At 40.3% G+C, this 23,867-nt stretch carries 21 protein-coding genes; 10 read left to right on the top strand and 11 right to left on the bottom strand.

Translation table 11 applies throughout. The features are described from left to right. Window position 1: 1 nt before the first annotated feature. From EHQ58_RS04905 to sthA, 4 genes are all read right to left on the bottom strand, one after another. The gene (locus tag EHQ58_RS04905) at window positions 2-553 is read right to left on the bottom strand and encodes a HAMP domain-containing protein (RefSeq protein ID WP_135622739.1); all 552 of its coding nucleotides are present in this window, start codon (window positions 551-553) and stop codon (window positions 2-4) included. An 84-nt stretch (window positions 554-637) separates the two neighbouring features. Beyond that, on the bottom strand, window positions 638-1,693 hold the full coding sequence (locus EHQ58_RS04900; protein ID WP_135622736.1) for a FecR domain-containing protein: 1,056 nt from the start codon (window positions 1,691-1,693) through the stop codon (window positions 638-640). A gap of 2 nt (window positions 1,694-1,695) precedes the next feature. Next, complete coding sequence (locus EHQ58_RS04895) at window positions 1,696-2,193, bottom strand: RNA polymerase sigma factor (RefSeq protein WP_135622807.1); 498 nt, start codon at window positions 2,191-2,193, stop codon at window positions 1,696-1,698. Window positions 2,194-2,315: 122 nt separating this feature from the next. Next, a complete protein-coding gene (sthA, locus tag EHQ58_RS04890; protein WP_135622734.1) occupies window positions 2,316-3,719 on the bottom strand; it encodes a Si-specific NAD(P)(+) transhydrogenase in 1,404 nt (467 codons plus the stop codon). A 149-nt stretch (window positions 3,720-3,868) separates the two neighbouring features. On the opposite strand from sthA, the gene EHQ58_RS04885 reads away from it, so the two are divergent. Both EHQ58_RS04885 and EHQ58_RS04880 read left to right on the top strand, forming a co-directional pair. Further along, a complete protein-coding gene (locus EHQ58_RS04885) occupies window positions 3,869-6,694 on the top strand; it encodes an adenylate/guanylate cyclase domain-containing protein (protein WP_135622731.1) in 2,826 nt (941 codons plus the stop codon). Window positions 6,695-6,748: 54 nt separating this feature from the next. After that, window positions 6,749-7,165: an OsmC family protein gene (locus tag EHQ58_RS04880; protein WP_135622728.1), complete on the top strand. Its 417-nt coding sequence runs from the start codon at window positions 6,749-6,751 to the stop codon at window positions 7,163-7,165. A 2-nt stretch (window positions 7,166-7,167) separates the two neighbouring features. Here EHQ58_RS04880 and EHQ58_RS04875 read toward each other — a convergent pair whose 3' ends face one another. Further along, entirely contained in the window at window positions 7,168-7,929 is a 762-nt protein-coding gene (locus EHQ58_RS04875; protein WP_135622725.1) for a DUF547 domain-containing protein, read from the bottom strand. An 80-nt stretch (window positions 7,930-8,009) separates the two neighbouring features. On the opposite strand from EHQ58_RS04875, the gene EHQ58_RS19045 reads away from it, so the two are divergent. Together EHQ58_RS19045 and EHQ58_RS04865 are read left to right on the top strand one after the other, a co-directional pair. Beyond that, window positions 8,010-8,606: a CDP-alcohol phosphatidyltransferase family protein gene (locus tag EHQ58_RS19045; RefSeq protein WP_135622723.1), complete on the top strand. Its 597-nt coding sequence runs from the start codon at window positions 8,010-8,012 to the stop codon at window positions 8,604-8,606. After that, window positions 8,603-9,976: a sodium:solute symporter family protein gene (locus tag EHQ58_RS04865; protein WP_167883536.1), complete on the top strand. Its 1,374-nt coding sequence runs from the start codon at window positions 8,603-8,605 to the stop codon at window positions 9,974-9,976. The genes EHQ58_RS19045 and EHQ58_RS04865 overlap by 4 nt, the downstream gene beginning before the upstream one ends. A gap of 2 nt (window positions 9,977-9,978) precedes the next feature. Here EHQ58_RS04865 and EHQ58_RS04860 read toward each other — a convergent pair whose 3' ends face one another. Continuing rightward, window positions 9,979-10,683, bottom strand: coding sequence for an alpha/beta hydrolase (locus tag EHQ58_RS04860; protein WP_135622719.1), 705 nt, complete (start codon window positions 10,681-10,683; stop codon window positions 9,979-9,981). Window positions 10,684-10,708: 25 nt separating this feature from the next. Continuing rightward, window positions 10,709-11,788 (bottom strand): DNA polymerase IV, encoded by a 1,080-nt coding sequence (gene dinB / locus EHQ58_RS04855; protein ID WP_135622716.1) that lies wholly within the window; start codon window positions 11,786-11,788, stop codon window positions 10,709-10,711. Between the two features lie 46 nt (window positions 11,789-11,834). On the opposite strand from dinB, the gene EHQ58_RS04850 reads away from it, so the two are divergent. Both EHQ58_RS04850 and EHQ58_RS04845 read left to right on the top strand, forming a co-directional pair. Next, complete coding sequence (locus EHQ58_RS04850; protein WP_135622714.1) at window positions 11,835-12,962, top strand: PP2C family protein-serine/threonine phosphatase; 1,128 nt, start codon at window positions 11,835-11,837, stop codon at window positions 12,960-12,962. Continuing rightward, window positions 12,959-14,470 carry a PAS domain-containing sensor histidine kinase gene (locus EHQ58_RS04845; RefSeq protein ID WP_135622712.1) on the top strand — a complete coding sequence of 504 codons (1,512 nt, stop codon included), beginning with the start codon at window positions 12,959-12,961 and terminating at the stop codon, window positions 14,468-14,470. Before EHQ58_RS04850 ends, EHQ58_RS04845 begins: the two co-directional genes overlap by 4 nt. 1 nt (window position 14,471) lies before the next feature. Here the strand turns inward: EHQ58_RS04845 and EHQ58_RS04840 are convergent, their stop codons facing one another. Next, window positions 14,472-14,870, bottom strand: a complete 399-nt coding sequence (locus tag EHQ58_RS04840; RefSeq protein WP_135622710.1) for an ExbD/TolR family protein — start codon at window positions 14,868-14,870, stop codon at window positions 14,472-14,474. Window positions 14,871-14,874: 4 nt separating this feature from the next. Further along, window positions 14,875-15,327 carry a MotA/TolQ/ExbB proton channel family protein gene (locus tag EHQ58_RS04835; protein ID WP_135622707.1) on the bottom strand — a complete coding sequence of 151 codons (453 nt, stop codon included), beginning with the start codon at window positions 15,325-15,327 and terminating at the stop codon, window positions 14,875-14,877. A gap of 17 nt (window positions 15,328-15,344) precedes the next feature. On the opposite strand from EHQ58_RS04835, the gene EHQ58_RS04830 reads away from it, so the two are divergent. The 4 genes from EHQ58_RS04830 to EHQ58_RS04815 all read left to right on the top strand — a co-directional run bounded on the left by EHQ58_RS04830 (window position 15,345) and on the right by EHQ58_RS04815 (window position 21,269). After that, entirely contained in the window at window positions 15,345-16,070 is a 726-nt protein-coding gene (locus EHQ58_RS04830) for a ubiquinone/menaquinone biosynthesis methyltransferase (RefSeq protein WP_135622704.1), read from the top strand. Between the two features lie 183 nt (window positions 16,071-16,253). After that, window positions 16,254-18,083 carry an LruC domain-containing protein gene (locus EHQ58_RS04825; protein ID WP_135622701.1) on the top strand — a complete coding sequence of 610 codons (1,830 nt, stop codon included), beginning with the start codon at window positions 16,254-16,256 and terminating at the stop codon, window positions 18,081-18,083. A 166-nt stretch (window positions 18,084-18,249) separates the two neighbouring features. After that, a complete protein-coding gene (locus tag EHQ58_RS04820) occupies window positions 18,250-20,040 on the top strand; it encodes an LruC domain-containing protein (protein ID WP_135622699.1) in 1,791 nt (596 codons plus the stop codon). 68 nt (window positions 20,041-20,108) lie between these two features. Then, a complete protein-coding gene (locus EHQ58_RS04815) occupies window positions 20,109-21,269 on the top strand; it encodes an AMP-binding protein (RefSeq protein WP_135622696.1) in 1,161 nt (386 codons plus the stop codon). Here the strand turns inward: EHQ58_RS04815 and EHQ58_RS04810 are convergent. Both EHQ58_RS04810 and EHQ58_RS04805 read right to left on the bottom strand, forming a co-directional pair. Continuing rightward, window positions 21,266-23,137: a hypothetical protein gene (locus EHQ58_RS04810; RefSeq protein ID WP_135622693.1), complete on the bottom strand. Its 1,872-nt coding sequence runs from the start codon at window positions 23,135-23,137 to the stop codon at window positions 21,266-21,268. The two genes, EHQ58_RS04815 and EHQ58_RS04810, sit on opposite strands and share 4 nt — an antisense overlap. A gap of 256 nt (window positions 23,138-23,393) precedes the next feature. After that, window positions 23,394-23,861, bottom strand: coding sequence for a TraR/DksA family transcriptional regulator (locus EHQ58_RS04805; protein WP_135622691.1), 468 nt, complete (start codon window positions 23,859-23,861; stop codon window positions 23,394-23,396). Window positions 23,862-23,867: the final 6 nt, after the last annotated feature.

Here is a 23,867-nt window from a genome sequence, read left to right as displayed (position 1 = left end):
TTTAGGTTTTCTTGTTTTCTGCTTGAACAATCCTCTTTTGAATCACTTCGTTTAAAACTTCAACAAGTTCTTGAAATTCATCTCCCTTTCGGACGCGAACTTTCTCTATAGGCTCCCCTGCTGCCATTTTTTTTAAGGACCGCTTGATACTAAAAACAGGTCCTGCCATTTTATGGGATTTGAATATAGAGAAAATAGTAATTAGAACCAAGTATAAGGCAGATAAGGTGACCACTGCATTGAATTGAATGGTATACATATTGAGTTGGTGGTCGTAATTGGGAAGGTAAATCTCCCTCGGCACATATTTTATTTTTTCTTCACCAGGAGCTGCATCTTCGTTTTCAACTTTCCAATACACGACCTGTGCGTCTTGTCTGAGTTTAAAGACTGCTCCCCCGTCAAATTTTGCTTTATTCAGCCAATAAAGAAACCCGAGGGTCACTCCCACGCCTGAGATAAATAGAAGGGAATAGTGTAAAAGAAATTTAAATTGGAACTCTTTATCGATAATGTATCTAAAACGAAACGACTTTTTGTAATCAGCAGACATGAATGATTGGAGTCTCCTCGACCTTTAAAATTGGTCAAGTGAAGTCTAACAGGAAATGTAAAAAAGTCAAAAAACTTAATCGATCTAACGGATTTTTTCTGTCTCTTGGATTTTGCCGATGGGTATTTCCAACCTGCCTTCGGTCGTCTCCAAATGTAAATGCGTTGCAGACTGTCCCATAATGACTCCTCGGTATTCGGTCCCGTCTTCCATTCTGACAAGTTCTAGCCTAGAGTATTCGGCATACAGTTTTGCTTCCCGAGTCAAAGTCACTTGGGTCTGCAATGCCTTCATTTCTTTGTCTTCTTTTATGGCAATGTCCTGTACTGGCGAGGGAACAGTATCTGTATATTGGATTTGTTTTCCGGGCTCGATTACAGATTCTTCCTGATTTGCCGCTACTACGGAAACTGAGCCCTCTCTTACGGCGATCGTTTGCGTGGTTTTGCCATCATAACTGACGCTAAATGTTGTCCCACGAACCATTGTATCTACCTGTCCACTCGCAATCTGAAAGCTGGAATCTTTAGTTAATTTCCCAAGAGTAATGAGTACTTTCCCACGCCAAATGCGAATCAATTGTTGGGTCGAATCTAACAGAGATTTTGAATCTACGATTTCAATTTCTGTATCACCGAGAACTCGAACAAAAACATGATTTGGAAACGAAATATCGATCGTGCCTGACTTACCAACTAACAAACGATCTCCGGCGCTCACTTCCATACCATTCTGCATGGGAATTTCCATCTCATCCGATTTTTTAAGCTTGTTTTTACCTTTTGACTGTGAAATAGAACCTAAGAGCAAATTGAATTGAGGTGCTGGTACGGATGCAAAGGCAGGGGTAACTTCTGCAACTTGATTTGAGGGAACGTCCGATGGCGTTCGATTCAATAAAAATACAATAGTGAACGATGCAGCAGCAAGCAAGGCAGATCCGATCAGGAATTTGCCTTTATGTGGAAACCGGATTAAATTTGTTTTAGTTTCGGATGAAGAGTATAATTCAGGGTATTTTATCTCTCGCCGAGAAAGATCATCCCAACTAGGGAAATTCTGAGAAAGTGTGACCTTGCTCAATTTGCCAAGCTTCGCTTCCAAGTTTTTTATCTGATCAGGATCGTTTTCTGGCTTCATTTTCAATCCGGGATGAGATTCTCACGTAGGGCAATTGCTTGTAATTTTTCTGTAGCTCGAATCACCAAACGAGATGCAGTCGATATGGATACCCCGAGGATATCTGATATCTGTGATAATTGGAAACCTTCAACATTTTTAAGTAAAATGGCACTTCTTTCGTCTTCTTTTAACTCACTTAAAAAACTATATAGTCTTTCCTCTAAGTCCTGAAGTTCTGCAACTTTTTCGAGTTTAGGATTGTGGCTATGAAGCTCAATGTCTTCTGTGTGCAGCTCGCGGGTGGTCGAAAACTTCTTCGCATAATTGATAGAAAGATTTCTCGCAATGGTGTACAGAACCATGATGGACTTTTCTTCCGAAAGTCCCGCAGTTCCGTAGTGTTTGTGAAAGCTTAAAAAGCTATCCTGCATCAAATCCATTGCTGTGTCCGCATTTTGAGTGTATTTATAGAGAAAATCATAAATCCTTTTATGACTTTTTTCATAGATTTGACTCATAGAGACGGGAGCATCAGACACAATGCTTAGTATCGTGACCTGTTCTGTCATCTGACAAGTAAAATCTATATCTCTTTATGCACTAAACAACAAATTAGCAATGGCATATTTTCACAAAAGTATCAATTTTCTTTCTGGATCGCATTAAAAGCGGCATTTTTGTAGGCTCCGATCATGGTCGGGTAGTTGAATATATGCTCGGTGAAATACTCAATCGGGCCTTTTAAATTGACAATGCACTGTCCGAGAGCAATTAGCTCTGTTGCTTTGTCTGAAATGATGTGAACTCCGAGAACCCTCCGCGTCGGTTTGTCATACAGAATTTTAACCATACCATCGCCATCGCCACTAATCTGAGCTCGGGTAATGGTATCGAATTTTGCGATTCCGACGCCGTAATTGACGCCTCTCTCCTTTAATGTCTCCTCTGAAGGTCCGATTGTCGCAATCTCAGGGAGAGTATAGATACCGATGGGAAAGCTTTCCGTATCAACAGGATGGGGGGCACCGCCAAAGATGTGCTTTGCGACATATGCTCCTTGGTACATTGAAACTGAGGCTAGTGAAGGAAATCCAATGACATCACCGCATGCATATATGTTTTGTATATCGGTCTGGTAATTTTCATTTACAATAATTTGTTTTCGGTCATTGACGTTCACTCCAACCGTTTCTAATCCTAGATTATCGACATTGCCGACTCTACCTCTGGAAATTAACACTTGATCTACAACCAGTGTCTCCCCTTTATCTGTCGTTAGCTGGACCGATTTTCCATCAGCATGCTTTTGGTAAGATTGAATGGACCGACTTGTGTGGATTTCAATTCCAGCATTTTTCATGTACTGAGCCATTGCTACCGAGATTTCTTGGTCGAGAAACCCTAAGATCCGATCCTGTGAATCAAAAAGATGAACCTTGATCCCGAGTTGGGAAAAAATAGTCGCATATTCGGAACCAATGATCCCTGCACCAATCACTGCCAAGGAGGATGGCATGTTTTTAATTGAAAACAGCCCATCACTATCATAGACGAGTCCTTCTTCAAAAGGAATGTTTTCATTGACCGGTCGTCTCGGAGAACTTCCTGTTGCGACAAGTATATAATCTGTTTCGTAGACTTTTTTACGTCCTCCAGCATCCGTCACCTCGACAGTATGCGGATCTAAAATTTTCCCCCAGCCGGTAAAGGTTGTCACTCGATTCTCAATCATTTGTTCTCGGGTGACATCTTCTTCTTTCTCGATTACAGTAGAGGCTCTATGCATTAATTCTTGCAAGGTGAGTTGATTGGAGGTTGGTGTTTGCAATCCATGTATGTTTGAAAGTCTTAAATTTCGATAAAATCGACTAGTCTCTTGCAGGGATTTGGAGGGGATGGTTCCCCAATGCACACACCCTCCTCCCAAATACGGGTCTTTTTCAATGAGGGCGGCTTTTTTGCCCATTTTTGTTGCCTGAATGGCACATTTTTGCGCGGCTGGCCCGCCACCTATGGCAATGATATCGAAACGATTGATGGACATATTTTACTTAGAGCTCTCTAACTTTATCGTAACTGGGCAGAACAAAAACAAGCAAGTTCTCTTTTGAAATTTATTAAAACAAATAATTTATTACAGGATCGAAGTGCTTGCCTTTTGTAGGAGATACGGATTCATTCGAGATAATCTTTATGAGCCTAAGATCGATTCTAGAATCAATACAAAAATTAGTTATTTTACTCAAACAAATTTGGTTGATCCTCTCTAGCGGAATTCGAGCAAAACTTGCTTGGTTTACCGGTGTTCTCATTGCCATTACAATCTTGGCCTTATCTCTTCTTACAGTAAAACAGCAAACAGAAATACTAACAGAAAGTTACGAAAAACAAGCGGCAGTTTCACGTAACTTCATCGCGAGTCTAGTCCTAGAGATTGAAAACATTTCTCAGAATCTCATTCGAATTGAAGAGTTTCGAAATCGAATCGCGAAACAGAGAGAAGAGCTAAAGAAGTACCGGACACAAACAGTCACCGAAGAACAAAAAAGCGTCTCTTTATTTGGCTTTAAGACGAACCTGTTTGGAACACTTGGAAAGGAAACGATTAAGAAAAATGTAGACACTTTTTATTCCACCTATCTGACAGGAAACGAGGTTTCCATTTTAGAAAAGAAGACGAGCGACCAATTAGACCAAGCAGGCAAACATCCATTATCCGATTACGAATGGAGATCCCTTCAGGCGATTGCGAAAACGTTTGTCGAAGCGGAAGCCACCTCGCTTTCTATTCTTTCTCAACTTCGAGATCCAAATAGAAAATTTCAGGTAAGCGAGAGATCGAAATTAGAAACAAAACTCTTAACCTCAGAAAAAACGGCTCAAAAATCAAGATCGCAAATCGACCAAACCATTGCCAAAATATTTGCGAGCACCCGAAAAAGAAAGCTTGAAGAGCTTGGCCTGGATACAAACTTATTTAGAATCCAAACTTTCCCCATCCTTTCAAATAACACCAATGAAGTACCAGAGGCATCCTTTGACACCAAAATCATTGATCCAAACACAATCCTTTCAAAACTCGATAGCCATGAAAAACTAAATAAAGCCTTAAAGGAATCGATTGCATCATTTACGAAATCCATAGTTTCTGCAAACATCGGAAGCACCGCGGCAATCACCTGGAACGAAAGGGAAATCCAGTCGCTTCATGCTCCGTTGTTTAAAAATCCGTCTTCCACGAAAAGAGCTCAGAACCTATATTTAATTCGCAGCAACCTAGGTATCTTTCACCAGGTCGTGAAAGAAGATTTGGAAATCACAAAAACGATTCAATCGATCATTCCAAAATTACGAGGAAGAATCGGAAGCTTAAGGAAAGCGAAACCTCCCATCCCTCCCTACAAAGATTCTGAATTCAAGAAACTCTATGTGATTTATAATGATGCTATTGAAAAGCGGAACCAGTCTTTTGAATTATTAGCGCTCGAACAAAAAATTTTGAATGAGGATTTCGAAATTAAAGAATCGCTCAGAAGCACGCGAGATTCCGCCCTTGAAGATAGGATTTTATTAAAATTTAAAACAGATCTTTCTGAATATGACAAATATTATGCGAATGATGAAGACTTGAAATTTTATCGGAGCAGATGGAAAGCCATTAGACAATGGATTTCAGAGGCAAATTCAGAGACTCCCAAAGAACCATTAAAAAAACTTTTCCCGGACGGAACATTCGCACATTCCAGGAGTGAAGCTGAAGAAATTCTCTGGAAATTGGATTCGTTACCATTGTACGGTGAGGACAATCAAACCTTGAGTCGAGAAGTTCTTGCTTCCAATTTCTCTGGTCTAATCAGAACGCTTGTCGACCGAACCGAGGGAATCCATGAGATCGAAAGGAATAGGAACCAGGTCATTTTTTCAGCTATCAGTATCTGCTTTTTCTCAATCCTACTCGCTGTATTCATTTCTGGAGTTGTCGTTCAAAAAATTAAGCAAATCATTAGCAGCGCTGAAGATGTAGGCAGGGGAAATCTTGCGGTCGTCTTTGAACATGGCGGGAATGACGAATTTGGTAATTTGACTGTTTCACTCAATCAGATGGTAAGTGGTCTACGCGAGCGTGATAAAATGCGAGGTGTTCTCGGTAATATGGTGGATCCCGTTGTTGTCGGAGAGGCACTCAAGGATTTAGATGCACTAAAAAGAGGAAGTGAGAAAGTCATCACGGCGTTTTTTTCAGACATTGCAGGATTCTCTTCCATTTCAGAAAAGTTAAAACCCTATGAACTTGCAAGTCTTCTCAATGAATACCTGTCTGCAATGACTACGATTTTAAAACGATATGAAGGCGTTTTAGATAAATATATTGGTGATGCGATCGTTGGTATTTTTAATGCACCCGTAGATGTAGAAGAACATTGCCTAAAAGCAGTATATGCGAGTCTTGAAATGAGAACACGGCTCGAAGAGCTAAAGAAAGTTTGGCGAGAAAAACAGCAGTATGTTCCTGACGTTTATTCTATGAGTTTTCGCATCGGACTCAATACGGGCATGAGTAAAGTTGGTTTCATGGGAACAGAAGCTCTTGCGTCCTATACCATGATGGGTGACACTGTCAATCTGGCGGCAAGACTAGAAGCAGCTGGCAAAGACTATGGAGTCTGTATCTTAGCCTCTGATGCCGTCTATGAAATTGTGAAGGAGAAAGTATTCGCTAGGAAACTGGATCTTGTTCGAGTCAAGGGAAAATCTACTGTTGTTGTTTTATATGAAATCATATCTAAATTAGGCGATGAATCAGATGAGGATCGCGAATTTGTGAATTATTATGAAGAAGGTTTATTCGCTTATATCAATCGATATTGGAATGATGCCATACAAAAATTAAAATTAGCGGAAAATGTGCGAGGCAAAAAAGATCACGCCTGTACTATTTTGCACGATCGATGCCAAGCGTACTTAGAGTCTCCTCCTCCTTCCGATTGGGATGGAGTCTTTACGAGAACCCATAAGTAATGTTTTTCATTTACGAGTGCATTCAAACTGTAATCGTAGTCCTAAAAACCATTTATGAAAATAAAACTCAAACGACTGAAAGAGCCTTTCATTTTAGAAGCTGAAAATGAAACAGGGAATAAAATAATTCTCGATGCCTCTCCTGAAATTGGTGGTGAAAATACCGGACCCAGACCTATGGAATTGCTCATCATGGGCCTTGCGGGCTGCAGCAGTATCGATGTGTTGATGATTTTAGAAAAACAAAAGATAAAGGTTTTAGATTACTCTGTAGAAATTGATGCAGATAGAGAAAAAGTGGAACAGGCAAGCCTTTTCAAAAACATACATCTGCATTTTCGTATCCAAGGTGAAGTCCTAAAAGAACAAGTGGAAAGAGCGATCAGCTTAAGTTTAGAAAAATACTGTTCCGTTGCAAAAACCCTAGAGAAGACTGCTTCGATTACGTTTGATTTTGAAGTGATTTCTTAAAATCACTTCTGCTCATTGAGCATCCAACTATACTCATTGTACTCAATCACAGCATCTGGCTTTATCTTTACGGAGAAACTGTCTTGTAAAAACTCGATGAGGTTTCCTTTTTTTGTAAAATCATCTTTAAACCAATTGAAGATTTGGCTGAGATACAATACGTTTTTCTCAGCATCATAAGAATTTTTATTTTTATTCGTTAGAAAGATTCGTTTAGCAGCTTGCAATTGTTTTTCGATAATGGGAGCAGCATAGGCATCCGAGCTAAGTGCAGGGCAGCCGATGGATGCGCAGACAATGGCAAAATGAATCCTCGGTTCAGAAAAATCTTTTCGTAATTTTTCATGTTCGATCCAATCAAGAGTTCTTTTTTTGCCTAAAAGGGAAAAAAATTCCTTCTTCCAAGGAGTCCCGCGAACCAGATTTAGCTTTGAAAATGGTGATCCGATATCTGTGATACTTTTTAATGGGTAATGGTCCAATATCAGACGGATTGTGAATGCATTATATGCGTTTATGAGAAAAGCGATTTTTTCAGGTTGGGAAAAGGCGGCATATTCAGTTTCGCTTACATTCGAAAGAGAATCCAGATATTGATTCAAATTGCTCTCGTCGCTTTGAAAGCCTTTGTAATTCACAAGTCCATTGGAAACATACTTTTTAAATAAAACATCCAGCGCTTTGTGTGAATGGTCAAAGCTACCCGCCACCAGAGAGGGCGCTAAAAAAAACGAAAACAATAAACTTAGCGAAATTTTATTCATTGAAAAATCCCTTTGTATAATAGACTTAAAAAAGTAAGAACATAGAACATCCAATATTTAAAAAAATCGAACCCTATTCTATGTTTCAGCTAAAAACACTACTTCTCATCCCAAATCTAATCACCCTCAGTCGGTTGATTCTAATTTTCCCGACTTTGCTTTTACTTACATTCAATTCTTGGTACTTCGCTTTCTCATCGATCATGCTTTTATTTTTGACAGATTTTTTAGATGGGTTCCTTGCACGTAAACTAGGACAAACGAGTGAACTTGGGGCTATACTTGACCCAATCATCGACAAAATTGTAGTGCTCAGCTTCTTTACCTATTTTTATTTCATGACAGATGTTCCCATCTGGTACTTGCTCATCGTATTTGTCAGAGATACAAGCCAACTATCAGTCGTTCCCATTTTACTTCTATGGAAAAAAATCCCGTTCCAAGTAAAGCCAAAACTGCTGCCTAAGTGGGGAACAGCTTTAAATTTTATCCTACTCGGATTTTACTTCATAAAGTTCCAAAGGGCTTTACCAGAGTTTGAGCAGATTTATCCAATCATTCAATTTATAGAATTGCCACTCTTACTCGTTAGCGCGATGATTGAAATTTACATCTTGTTAACTTTTTTCCCAAGATATATACAAATCTTTGAAGGCACGCACGATACATTCGAGTGATTCCATATATGTTGATTTCCTCTGCACTCATTTCCATTTTTCTTCTTTTATTTTTTAGCTGGTACAAGCGAAAAAAATTTAATTCCGAGGAAACATACCTTCTCGCAGGCAAAAACACCAAACTCTTTCCGTTAGTTGCAACGCTTGTCATGACGGAGTTAAATCCTTCAACGCTCATTGCATTTTCTGGGGCTGGCTATTATGCTGGTATCTGGGCTTTGATGCTTCCCTTTGTTTTTTTAGTCGGACTGGGATTTTATGCATTCGCAGTAGCGAAAAAATGGAAGGAATGGGATGGTTATTCCGTTGCAGGTATTTTCTCTAAAAGATACGGCATCTTGATGGGACGCGTAACCAGCTTTCTGTTGTTAGTTGCTATGGTAGGATTTACGGCAACATATGTAAAAGCCATGTATCTAATATTTAGTCCTCTTTTCGTTATCTTTTCTCAATGGCAACTGACATTCATAATCGTGTGCCTAGTCCTCTCATTGAATCTTAAAGGCGGACTTCGCTCCATAATTCAAACAGATATTTATAGTTTTTTGGCAGTAATGATCATTTTGCCAAGCATCCTTCTTTTCAGTTTTCTTAAATCTGATGCGCCCGTTCTACCGATTCTAAGCCCGCAAGCAATTGTCGATGGGTCCAAGATTTTGCCTGTTCGATTCATCTTGTCTTTAATACTGCTAACCATGTTTACTTACATTGCCGCACCCTGGTATGGCCAAAAAATAGTTTCGAGCGAATCTAAAGAAACCGCAAAAGCGGGTGTAACATTGAGTGCCGTGTTCGTTTTTTTGCTTTATTGTTTTCCGATTTTATCCGTCATTTTGTATAAATCCAAAATCCAGCACCTAACATCAGGACAGGATTCCTACCCTTTGGTACTCAACCAAGTCTTGCCTGATTACCTTTTGGGATTCACCTACGTGGTTCTTTTTGCAATAGGTGCAACCACTTTGTCAGGTGTTTGGAGTGCTCAGACCTCTATGGTAATTGGAGATTTTTTTTCAAAAATAGAAGTTCGAAAGGATACACGGCGTGCCTACCTCATAATGGTTGTGTTTGCTATACTCTCCTATATCGCCGCAAATCTACTAGTTGATCAAATTCTAGATAAATTGATCCTCGCAAACATTCCCGTTTTTGCCTTAAGTTTTGCTTTGCTTGCCGGATTTTATTGGGAAAAGGCATCTGCAATCGGTGCTTATATTTCGACGCTCGTTGGAATTGTTTGGGGAGTTTTCACCTATCTTTACTTTGGTGAAGAAAATATTTATACTTTTTATTGGTCTGTTTTAGGATTACCGTTGATTTTCGGAACAGGCATACTTTTTAGCTACCTGTTCCCGAGCAAAAAAAGGTAACACTATGATAAGCTATTTAAATAGCGACTCATTCCTTGGATCACTATCTGCGGGATCTCGTGTGCACCGGGAAATCCGATAAATTCACCCAATAGACCCGCGTTGCGTAACATTTTTTCTAGGTTTTTCGCTCCCACATAACTGAGTACAGGATCATACTCTCCATGAGATTGGAAAAACCGAAGATTCGATTTTTTGGGAGCGAGCGATGTCCAAAGTGTTTGGTTAAGAAATGCCCCAGATAAAATCATCAATCCTTTGGGTGTGGATTCACTTCGTAGCATCAGATCGGTTGCTAACATGGCTCCCTGTGAAAATCCACCTAAAATGATTTGGTCCCATGGAACGCCTAAAGCCTGTATCATGAGTAAAGCTGCATCGCGTGCTACTTGCATCCCCTCCGGGTCCTTGTCTGCAAAAGTACGAAGGCTTTTTGTTCTCATGGCCTCTTCTAAGGCAGCCATATCAATCGGAAACCAAGCCCTTCCCGTATAACCAGGCATAAGCGGAATTTTTAAATGTCCATTCGCAAAAACCCAGTTAAATTTTTGTTCAGTCGTAAGCACCTCATGAATCGGGAATAAATCAAAGGCACTGGCGCCATAACCATGAAAAATGACAATGGTCGGCGCATCTGGATCTCCGGAAACTCGAAGTACTTCCAGCGGGCCTAATTTTTCTATTTCTTCATCATTTTCAGCTAACATACTTTAAATATTCCTTCTTTGCAAATTATGCGAATAAATCCATCTGTCCGTCACTTTCTGTTACTTCTGAGTTCAAATTTGAAACAGAGATTCCAAGCAATCGAATCTTAATAGGTTGGTCTGCGCCTTCTTTCCAAACATTTGTAAATAAAATCGAGGATTGAAAAAATAGATCCGAAGCCAAGGATAAAAAATTCTCAGAGGTAACACCTTTCGACCTTACCGTAAAGTCAGCATACTTGATCTTGACTGTCACAGTTTTTCCACTTCTGCCCTTTTTTGCCAACCTTCTTGCAACTTCCTCGGCAATTCTTTCTAAAGTTGAGATTAGAAAATGGAAGTCGGCACTATCTCGTTCAAACGTAATCTCCACACCGATCGACTTTGATTCTCGAAAAGGAAGGACAGGTCTATCATCAATGCCTCTCACAATTTGGTAGTAGTACTTTCCCATTTTGCCGAAAAGTTTGATCAATTCTTCTTCTCTTAAGGGAAGTAAGTCCTTTCCGAAATTCCAGCCATTGGCCTGCATCCGCGCAAACGTCTTTTTCCCAATGCCGAAAAATTGACTTAATTTGAGGTCGGAAAGAAATTTTATTTCGTCATCAGGAAGTACGACACAAAGCCCATTTGGTTTATTTTTCTCAGAGGCCATCTTTGCCAAAAATTTGTTTTGCGCAACACCCGCGGAGCAAGTTAAATTTGTTTTTACTTGTACTTTCATTCTGATTTCTCGCGCAATGGAACTCGCATGAGGTATATTCTTTTTATTCTCAGTTACATCAAGATACGCTTCATCAAGTGACAAGGGTTCAACGAGATCTGTATATTCCAGAAAAATCTCTCTAATTTCTTGCGAAACCTGTTTATATACATCAAATCTAGGCGGGGTAAATATGGCAGAGGGACAAAGCTGGTAGGCTTCGTAACAAGATATTGCCGACTTGACACCAAATTTGCGTGCCTCGTAACTCGCAGCACAGACCACACCTCTACTGTTTGGTGGTCCACCAACAACGACTGGTTTTCCTTGCCATTCTTTATGGTCACGCTGTTCAACGGAGGCATAAAATGCATCCATATCAATATGAATGATCTTTCTCATTAATTTTATCTTGCAAAATCTTCTGTCATAATATCAATTTAAGTTAGTGCAGGAAATTCCATCAAAAATTCTGGTCGTCGATGATAACGAGACGAACGTCGAAATTATCACCCATATCCTCCTTGAAGCCGGATATGAGATCGCTGTCGCTTACGATGGAGAATACGCACTTGAACTTGCAAGTGCATTGGATTTAGACCTCATTCTTTTGGATATCTTATTACCAGGTATCAGCGGACTTGAGGTAGCAAAAAAGCTCTCCGAAATTGAAAAAACGAAAAATATTCCCATTCTGTTTCTTTCTGCCCTGAACGAAACTGGTGACATTGTTCGTGGTCTAGAAATGGGGGCCGTCGATTATATTACAAAACCTTTCCAGGAAGCAGAAATCCTTGCCCGGATCAGAACTCACTTAAAAATAAAAAAATTAGAAAAGGAAAGAATCGATTTATTACAAGCCATCCAACAGGATCTGGAAGTTGCTAGATCCAATCAACAAAACTTAGTTAGCTTTCATTTCCCTCCATCTAAAGATTTCAAAATTTATTCTTCCTATAAACCCATGGACCTCGTCGGTGGGGACCTCATAACTTATGATCTGCTTACTTCAGGAGACTTAGATATTCTATTTGGTGATGTCACAGGCCATGGAATAGCAGCGGCTATGGTTTCTCTCATGGCAATCATTACATTTAAAACCATGAATAAGTCCTTTTTGACACCTAGCGAATGTTTATACTGGATTCACAACACATTGACACCCATGATTTCGACTCATTATATTAGTGCGATCTACCTAAGATATAATTCTACGGATAAACTTTTGTCCTATTCTATGGCAGGTCATCATGCCATGCTATTAATTAGAAACGGCGAATTGATCAAACTCGGAACAAAAGGTTTCTGTTTGATGATGTTCCCACATCTCCTAACAGAGAATAGAGAGTTTAATCTTGAATCAGGAGATCGATTGTTTCTTTTTAGCGATGGAATGTTCGAAGTACCAGATGAAGAAGAAAACTATTTGGGTGAAAAAACATTCTACGACATAGTCGAATCATTTATCTCGATTACAGGTCGGGCATTTTTAGATGCGATACAAAAAAAGGTACTTGAGCATTCCAAACAGAAAATTGCTGACGACATGACGATGTTGGTGTTAGAATTGTTATGACAAAGAAGGATCGTTTTTTCAGAAAATTTTATTCGCTTTTCAGAAAGAAGAAAAAAGCCAAGTCAGTAGAACTTGAACAAAAGTTAGTCGAAAAGGAAAAACAATATCAGGATATTTATGAGACTGCCAATTCGATCATCATTAAATGGAATCCCGAATTTAGCATCCTTGCCATCAATCCCTACGGAGAAGAATTTTTTAATGTAAAAAGCAGAGATATTGAGGGAAAAGACTTAGTGAGAGATCTTTTCAATGTCCATTCCGAAAAAATTAATGCGATGAAATCTGTTCTCTGGAATATTTTTCATCTTCCGGATCAGTTTATCATTCAAGAGTACGATGTTTATCTAAAGAATAACGAGAGGCGCACGATTTCATGGTCAAACCGTATCTTTAGAAATGAAACTGGATATCCTTATGAAGTCTTATCCATTGGCAATGACATTACGAACAGAAAAGTAGCAGAAGAAAAGTTAAAACGTGCCGTCGAGGAAGCGAAAGCGGCAAACAAATCAAAATCCATTTTCTTCTCAAAAATTACGCATGAGCTAAGAACACCCTTACATGCTGTGATTGGTCTCTCTCAGATCTTAACAAAAGACCAAGAACTACCACAACATCTGAAAGGTTATGTGGACTCACTTCATCAGAATGGCCTTCATTTACTCAGCATGATCAATGACCTTCTTGATATTTCTAAGATCGAGGCAGGCAAAATGACAGAAAACAAGGAAAGATTTTCCATCCCACAGCTTTGGGACACTTTATTTTCCTTGTTTGCTTATCGATTTTTAGAAAAAGGCATTACCTTCCGATTAAAAAATCAAGAAAATATCCATAATAAATTTTACTTTGGGGACTTGCAGAAGATCCGCCAAATTCTTGTTAACTTAATTGGGAATGCCTTAAAATTCACAAATTCGGGACAAGTTTGTTTAGATATCATTATAAAAGAACCAAATAACAAATCTTTCGATCTAGTAGAGTTTAAACTCGCGGATACGGGCATTGGTATACCTTCCGAACAGTTTGAAATCATTTTTGAAGCATTCCATCAAACCGAAATTGGATCTTCCTACCAGGAAGGAACAGGTCTTGGCCTTTCCATTTCACATCAGTTAGTTGAGCTTTTGGGTGGGACCATTTCAGTCACTAGCGAACTTGGGAAAGGTTCTGAATTCTCCTTTGAAATCCCTTTAACGATTTTAGATTCCACGGAAGAAAATCAAAACCAAATCACAAAAATAAAGTTTTTGAGTTCGGATGATTTGAAATTGGAAAAGATAGAAGAGATTCGAGAAGTGGACCAAGTGAAAGTCTTTTTGGATTCTTTAAATGAGCTCACAAAAAAAGAGCTTATAGGCTTTATTCGATTGCAAGATTTTCAAAGACTACTTGAAGCACTAAAGAATGTGAAACAAATCTCTCAAGCAAAGAATCTTTTAGAAGAAAAAGCGAGAGAAAGAAAGTTTAAATTTTTTATTGAATTGATTCAATCCTTAAATTAACCTACCTTCTTGTTGCAATTTGGACATTCTCAATTGATTTTTCTTTCAGTGCATTCGTAATCTCGAAAAAGTCACCAAACTTTGATTCACTATCGACTTCTAATATCACAGTCGGGCTTTCCTCCACTTTCACTTCCGCAGCGATATAATTAATCAAATCCATTTTTTCAATTGGCCTACCATTCAAAAAAAATTCACTTAATTTTGAAATTGAGATTTTAATTTCGTTTTTTGAATCTCCGACAATTTGGGCTTCTGATTTCGGTAGATTAAACTCAGAATATGTGTACGATTCTGAAAATCGAACAGATACCATAAGAAATATCAGAAGTATAAAAAGAATGTCTATGAGACTACTGATCTCTATTTGTTTTGATCTTTGTCTGCGTTTTCTTATCATCAATTTAAAGTTTGGTGCGGTAAAAAATTTCTTGTAGTTTTGAGAGCATACTCTCCAGAATTTGCGAGTATAACATGCACGGGATAGCACAAGCGAGCCCGGCAATCGTCGTAACAAGGGCGTCCTTGATGCCACCAGCAAGCACGTCAATCGTTGCTTTTCCCGATAATTGCATTTCTGCAAAAGAAGAGTAAATGCCAATCACCGTACCAAAAAGACCCAGCAACATTGAAATTGATGCGAGGGAAGGTAGCCAGTCTAACAAGCGCTCAAGCGAAATGATCATGACTGAGAATAGTTCCTCTGAGATCGGATCTTTCTCTGGAGAATCAAGAAGTGATTTTTGAAGTGCTTTTATTTTGGACCATGTAAAAAAAAATAAAGCCAAGCTCGTGACAGAAAAAGTGAATAAAACAAATAAAATGAAATTTGCGCCAAAAGAAAATGTCCAATTCATGGAGGAAACAACCTTTTATGAACCAATATCAGCTACCTACTCCTGAAAAGAAACCTGAATATGTGAAAACCAATTTTGATCATATTGCTAAAGCATATGACCGCTTCAATGATTGGAACAGCTTTTTCCTTCATCGAAAATGGAAAAATTGGATCATAGAGAAAGCAAAGCGGGAAATTCCTGACATTAAAATTGCTCTTGATCTTTGCTGCGGAACGGGAGACATCACATCCCGTTTATCTAGAATGCCAGAAATTCTTGAAGTGACTGGCTTGGATTTTTCGGAGAATATGCTATCCTTCGCAAAACAGAAAATTGGTGAAGGAAAAAATGTAAAACTTGTGCTAGGTGATGCAATGAATCTGGCAGACTTTAAAAATGATAGCATTGACCTGATCACTATGGGTTTCGGCCTAAGAAATGTATCTGATTTAAAAAAATGTCTCCTTGAAATTAAGCGAGTCCTGAGACCGGGTGGAGTATTTATCAATTTAGATGTAGGACGAGTCCGACCATTTTTCTTAAAGTGGTTTGCTGATTTTTATTTTTTCCAGATCGTCCCTATTTTCGGTTATCTCATTTATGGAAAAAAGCATGAGATGTTTGATTACTTACCACATTCATCGACGACATACCCGGACCAAGAGACGTTACAAAAGATATTATTTGAAATCGGTTTCTCGGAGGTTCATTTCCAAAATTTTGTCTTCGGAAATGCTGTTGGTCATGTAGCCAGAAAATAATGTTTCCGGAATTTTTCTAGGGTACGTACGAAATTGTGTTGCAAGAGTATTGCAAATCTTAGTCGAAACAAGGGAATCCTGCAAATTCAATTGGAGATTTCGCTAATTTTTCTCAAATCCACTTGATTTTTGCTACAAAATCTGCGATGATGTTAGGAGAGTTCGCTCTAACCGAGGTTTATCATGCTGAAAAAAATTTTAATTCTGATCCTCATCACAGGATTTCAAATGTCCTGTTCTTCAAAGAAGAAAGGAATGCCTTTATTCTTACTCATGCTTGGCGGTGGAACTGGCGGGTCTACAGACTCTGTTCCTGCATCGACTTCCACGATAGAAAATGCAACTGATGGGAGTGCCTTCACGGTTGTTCCTACTGACGCGTCCACATCTGATACTGGAACGACCACTCCTCCTCCACCCTCATCGAATACCACTTCTGGAAACGGGAATGACACTTTTACACCAGACTCCTCAGGGAATGCTGGGTCCACCCAAGTTTCGTCAAACATTCGGTTCCAAGTGGTCAATGACACGTTTCAATGGGACAATACAATCAGCACAAACATTACCATTCGTGTCTCTAATGAAGACGGTGCGATTCCTGGAATTACAGTAAAAGTGAGCGAGGATCAGTCCACAGCAGGTCTGGTTCAATTTTTATCTCAAGGTGTTACAGGTGCCAACGGAGAGGTGACCATTAGAATCACTGTTAGACCAAACGTCAGCGAAGTGATTGTCACGGTATTCGGAATCAATCCGAAAACAGGCCAACCACAGGAAATCACAGGTCGCATCCCGATTCAAGTTCCGGCTTCCACTGTGGCAGATGGAGGTTCTAATACCGGCAATGGAGGAGGATCCAATGGCGGCGGGACTGTTGTAGTATCGCCTGACATAGACCTTACGACTGGTAATTTTGGTGGAAGCAATGGTTGCGTTACCTCAATTGACTCAGACTGTGATGGCGTTTTAGATGCTGATGATGATTATCCGACAGACCCCACTCTCGGTTGGATCGTTAGGTCGGGAAGAAATACTTTGGCTTGGGAAGACTATTATAAAGTCAGTTACATCCAAAATGGAACACGGAATCCTAATAACGATATGGATCTTAATGACCATGTCACCGTTTTTAGCACAGAAACGGATTATACGCCTGCAGGGAAAGTGAAAACCATACGAGGTATTTTCACTCATGTCGGTAAAGGTGCCGGATTCAATCACGACCTAAGATTGTCCCTTGACGTACCTACGACTGCGAACGTGAGCATCAGTTATACGAGCCGAGATGGCAATCCCATTGGAAACATGAATTGTTCCTTAGCACTTGCCTCGGCAGCCAATGCTGGAGATTGTGTTGGTGGTAATTTGACCTCTGCTCAGTTGAAAAATGGTATTTTGATTTTCCCAAATTCGAGCAATACTCTCTATGGAAATAAAAATGCGCCAAATGTAGGCGGAACCTTGAACTTCGTCTTAGGTATGACCGCAAACTTTACCATTACATTTGCCGAAGCCGTGGATTTGAATGCTGGGAAAAATCTTTCTGGTGGTCACCTTAACTACTTCCTCGCTGTCAGTGGAACAGGTGAAAAAATCTTCCGTCCTGGGTTTTATCACTCCTCTGGTGAGAACTCCTATGACCTTTACATAGACCGAATCACTGGGTTTCCCTTTGGCGTGATCGTTCCCGGAGTTTTCAATTATCCACGAGAAGTAACGAACATAATGGATCCAAACAATGAAGGAAAAACGGGATACCCTGCCTTCAAAGAATGGGCAAGCTCGAAAGGTAGCGTTTCTCGAAACTGGTTCGAGCAAATCATGACCGAAAATCAGAAAGCTTACATCGTAGACCTAAAAACCAATTACACAACCAAACCATATACAGCGGTTCTGATCGATTCTGTCCATAAATTTGCATGGCAGATCGCGTCAGGACTTGTTCTGATTGGTTTTGCTTTTGGACTTTATTTTAGAAGGAAACTTCTCCAATCCTTAGCACTGATCTAAAGTTAGTTGGTATTAAGAAGACATAAGGGCAGAAATGATAAATTTTTTTTCTGCCCTTTTAGTACTTTCAACAAGAAATCCTATGGATTTCCCTAATTTTTTTTGAATCATTATTGATTTTTTTTCTATTTCGTCGTATATTTCACTATAAGCAGGTCCATCTCACATGAAAAAGATAATCTTAATACTAACCATCCCGCTCCTTCTTTTCGCTTGCTCGAATAAGAAAAAAGGGCTTTTGCTCTTTCCCGGACTCCTCGGGGGAGATACAAGCACTTCCACCGAAACCCCAGCTGCAGCAGCCTCTACCGGCTCGAGTGATTTTACGGTTGTCGGACTTGATGCAACTACTACCACGACAACGACAGGTAGTAGCTCAACAGCAACCGAAACGAGTCCTACACCGAGCACAGGCACATCCGATGCAACAGCTTCGACGCCGACCACGGGGGAAGAAACAACGCTAACGCCAGCTCCTACTCCTACCGAGCCAGTCGTAGCAGAAACCACTGTCACCACTAATACCTCAACGTCTGTCGTGAACCAATCCAATGCCAACGGCGGTTTTAGTTTTGAAACAAACATTACTGTCCCTGTGACTGTGACTGTCGTGACTGCATCGGGTCCAGTAGCCAATGCACCGGTGACTGTTTCCGAATCACAATCCAATGGAGAAGTGAATGTTTTAGGCCAGGGTACGACAGATAGCCAAGGAACGGCCGTCATTCCGATTTCTGTTCCACCGACGGTAACACAGGTGAACATCAGTGTCATCGGCGTAAATCCAACGACGGGAGAAGTCCAAGAACTCACTGGATCCGCACCTGTGCAAGTTTCCTCGGGAAATACTGCGTCCTCTGGAACCGTTGCTGTGGCTCCGACAATCAACCTCGAAACAACAAATTTCCAACCAACGGGTGGTTGCGCGACTTCAATCGACACAGACTGCGATGGTGTCATCAACCAATACGATGAATTCCCTTCTGATCCTACACTCGCGGCAACTGCAAGATCTGGAAGATACACGATTGCGTTTGAAGATTTATTTCCAAATGCGGGGGATGCTGACCTAAATGACCATACGACTGTATACAGCACGGAACTAGACAAAACTCCAACAAACAAAGTGAAAACGATTCGTGGTACGTTTACTCATGTAGGAAAAGGTGCTGGTTACAATCATGAACTTCGACTCAAATTAGATGTTCCCGTAGGAGCAAAATTTGAAGTATCCTACTTAGATGGTTCTGGCAATCCATGGAATGGTTGTGCAGCTGCAACAAAATATGTAGCAGGTGCTAGTGGAGATTGTACAGGTGGGAACTTATCCGCTGCTGCTCTCAAGATAGGTGTTCTTATCCTTCCAAGTTCCGATAAAACACTTTTCGGGAAACAAAACTCTCCTGCTCCAGGGGCTACGTTTGCAGCAAAAGATTTCGTTCGTGGCGTAACAGCTAACATTACCATAACGTTTGATGAAGCAGTCGATTTGAGCACTACTAAAAACACGGTTGGTGGACATCTAAACTGGTTTCTCGCGTTCAATCAGAAAACCAATGGTGTTTACAGACAGATTTTCCGACCAGGCTATGTGTTTGACGGATCAGGAAAAGACGTTTATATCGACTCGAAAGGTTTTCCTTGGGCCATCATCGTTCCTGGGGTATTCAACCATCCTACAGCAGGGTCTGACATTCGTGCCGCGTCTTCAACAGGTTATGCTTACTTCAAAACTTGGGCTGAATCGCAAGGTGTCGAACATAAGGATTGGTACACACAAATTACAAATCCTGTATATGTCGTACGCATTAAAGACTTTTACACAGATAATGGTTTTTCTGCTTACCTAATCAAATCTGTTAGAAAAAACATTTTTGAGGTGTCCGCAAGTCTCATCGTCATCGGTGCGGCTATGGGTTTCCTATTGAAGAAAAAACTGAATACGAAAACCGCTTAACAAAAGATAACGGTTCTCTCACTTTCAAAAACCCTTCCCAAACCAACTGGGGAGGGTTTTTTTGTCTTATGGCAGTTCTCCGCTTCGCGGATTTATCGTATTTCACTGCAGGACAGTGGGAAGAAGACCTAAAGTTTGCGAGGGAACCAATACTCGTAGACCCAAAATGGGAAAATACAATCCTCGCAGAATCCCTTCTCTCTCAGTTGGATTCGCTTCCGTCTCGGGAACCAAACGTGTTTTGGATGGCAACCTCAGGAAGCACCGGACATCCAAAATTGATTCGAAAAACAAAGGATCAGATTTCCTCAGAAGCACTCTATTGGAAAAACAATCTAGAATCCGCGCTAGGATGGAAATGGGTGCCTTCAGATCGGTTCCAGGTGACAGTTCCCCTCTGCCATCTCTATGGCCTTATATGGGGCTATGAACTGCCTCGACTCCTGGGAGCAGACATCCGATACTCATCGCCCTCTGCCATCCTGGAAATCGAATTTCTGGATTCGGACGTTCTGATTGCCATCCCATACACCTTACGGTCCTGGAAGGAAAAACACATACCATTACCAAAGCGGATCATCAGCTCGGGTTCTAAATTTCCGGTTCCTTTAGCTCAAGCCTTTCGTGCAGAGGGAAAAGTAGACATCAGAGAGATCTATGGATCGACAGAAACAGGCGCCATGGGCTTCCGTAACCCCATGTGGAAGGCAAGGTTTACTTTGCTTCCCAACGTTACTCCCAGACTTGTGTCGATGAAAGAGGAAGAAGTCTTGCTTGTGCGAAGTGAATTTGTTTCAGAAGTTGCTTGGGAGCTGAAGCCAGATACCGATAAACCGTCGCATTGGGAGGAGACAAAGCTAACAGATGAGAGCGGATTCTTTATGACCAATGACATAGGAGACTATTCTGAAATTGGATGGAATTATTTTGGAAGAATTGACCGCCTTATCAAAGTGAAGGGGAAACGAATTTCTTTAGATATTGTTGAATCCCTGATTGCATCTATGCCTGAAGTGGCAGATGTTGCTGTGGTTAGTTATGCCGATCAGGAGGATACAGAGATAGCATGCATGATCCGTTCGAATTTGAGTCCTGTCGAGATTCAGAAAAGTTTAGCCAAAGACTTACCTGCAAGCCACCTCCCCAAAAAAATGGTTTTGGTAGAAAAAATACCAAAACTTCCAAATGGAAAAACGGATTACCGCTCTGTTATGCGGGGATTCACTTAAAGCCTAAACTCTCCATATGCTGAAAAATAATTTTTAGAAATTTTGAGAATCGACTTTCGACTTGTCCGTAGGAAGACATATTCAGAGCCTGCAGGCATAGTCCCTTTCCAAATGTAACGATTCCCCGTTGCCGGTTCCATTACAGATTCAAAGAGCGTAACACGTTCCCCGTTTTTCCAAATCAATTCAATTTGTAAGTCTTTATCATCCGTGCGAACAACAAAATCACCTTTACGAAAACCGGGCTCCTTAGCTAATCTCCACTCATATTTATTTCCGTGAAATTCATGTTCTACGCTACTTCCCAGTGCAAAAATTGATGCCTGGATTTGATAATTTCCAATCTTCTCTTTTCTAAATTCAGACCCGTAACCGAGCTTAGGAATGTCCCCCGTATAAAGCAAAAAATAATGAAGGGGTAACCCTATTGCTAAAATGAGAGTTGTATATTTAAACCATTTAGAAATCCGAAGGATACGACTCCCCATCGGTACCTCAGCTAAAGGATAAAATAACAAATACAATACGAGAAATCCACCATCGGCATGTTGAACTTGCATTCCAAATTGTAACGGAATTAGTAACAAAAGGATACTCAGATAACTCATTCTTTCCCAAACGAATAGACCAGTCAATAATAGCAAGAATGTCAGGCCAAAAATACCTTCATCGTATAACACAGACAAAACAAAATTGGGCGGCACATCGATCAACCCTGTAGAAATCTTTGTCCCAATTCTTGCAGGATCTTGAAGCATCACAGGCAGCGATCCAAGCCCGTTTCCAACCCAAGGCTGCGCTAAGATTCCCTCCCAAGTCACAAGAAGTAACTCATAGCGCGTCTCGTCGAAACTTTTTATAGCAGTCATACTTTTGGAATCGAGTATCTCGGTTTGAAAGTTGACATATCGCTTTCCGAGCTCCTGGACTGGGCTTGGAGACGATAGTTTTGAAAATGACCAAAGTAGAAGCGCAAACAATAAAGGTGTAAAAACAAAACTTACGCCTCTGACAGTCCAGAGTAGTTTCGTATGATGAATCCACTTGGCGGGTAAAGTCCAGATAAGTGAAATAAAAATAAAGGCACACCAAATCACCCAAAATGTTTTTGCTTGGTGAAAACCAAAAACTGTTAGGATTAGAAATAAGCATGCGACGATTAGATAACTAAACTTCTCCTTGGTTTTAGCTGCCTTTCTATATAAAAAAATAATAAAAACAATCCCGAGAAGAGGTAACATCCAAGACGACGATCCCGAATCAATAAAGAGTCCTGGGTAACGAAAGGCCGATAGTGATGTATTGGAACCTGCGGCTAAGAATGTAGGTAAATAATAGTTCTGAAGATAAATTACAAATATCTGAATGAAAAATCCAACTGCAAGACCAAAGAACAGGTGTTTTTTGATGTTTTCTCTGTTCGAGGAACTGGCAAAACGCTCTTCAGCAAAAAAATAAAGTAGAGGCAGTCCGATACTAACTAATATTGTCGTCGGAACGGAAAGAAATGTTCGAGACGAAATGCCGTCTAAGTAAAGATAGTCGGGAATCCCGAACCCTTTTAAAAAAGAAAATCCAAATCCCTGTAAAAATACACAAAAGAAAAGTATGGAAAGCCAAAACAAAAAGTAAAAGGGAGTTTGAAAAAAAATACTCTCCTGTTTCACCGACAATGGATTGCGAATTTGCCATTGAGTGACAAAAAAATCAGACTGTTTCGGAAGAGGCACTTCTCCCATACCGGAAAAAATGAGAAGAGTCTCTCGAAACAAGATACCAGAAATGGATCCTATAAAGAGGCCAACTAAGTCTGTTAGGTGGAAAGCCAAATTTGGCTCAGCTAGCCAGGCGATTCTTGCAAGTACCACTGCTCCAAGTGCTGTAAAAATCCTTCCAAATTTCCTGCTGTGGAGTTGGGGCAAAAATCCAAAGAGAAACTGAAGGAGAAAGGCAGGATAAAACCACTGAGATGCCAGGGGAAAAACAAATCTATAAACGCTAAAAAAGAAAAGGGAATAAAAACTGAAAAAGAGAATATTTTCGAGAGGAAGTAATTTGAAACGTTGTAGGTATTTCACGCTACACGTGAGTTTACGGGAAAGCTACTAGCAGGGCAAATGAAATTTAGTCGAGAGAATCCATATCCATGGAGGCAGTCGGGTAGGAAGAGAGAGTGTCCATACGGTGGTGACCACCTGCCCTAGATTTACTTTTTGCCATTTGTTCTGCATACTCTACAGTAAAACGTGTCCAAGGCAAAGCCTTCAATCTTGCTACGGGGATTTTTTTTCCAGTGCCTTCGCAAACGCCATACGAACCGTTATCGATCTTCTCAAGGGCAAGCTCGATCTCTTTTAAGGTGTCGATTTCATTTTCCGTCAGAACAGAACTAAGGGCTTCAAAATTCAATTCCGAAGCAATGTCAGCAATATCACCCATCTCTTTCAAGCCAGAGGGAGAGCTCGTGTCTTCCCATTGGTTGAGTTTGATGAGCAGGGATTCTTTTTTCTCTTGGAGAAGCTCTCGCACTTCTTCAATGAACTTTTTATCAACCCCTTTCTCTACTGATGCCTTTGCTTGCGGTTTTGCCATTTCTTA

The sequence above is a fragment of the Leptospira ognonensis genome, from assembly GCF_004770745.1.
GTDB classification, from domain to species: Bacteria; Spirochaetota; Leptospiria; order Leptospirales; family Leptospiraceae; genus Leptospira_A; species Leptospira_A ognonensis.
The sequence above is the reverse complement of the archived record's forward strand: the minus strand, read 5'-3'. Positions and strand labels throughout refer to the sequence as shown.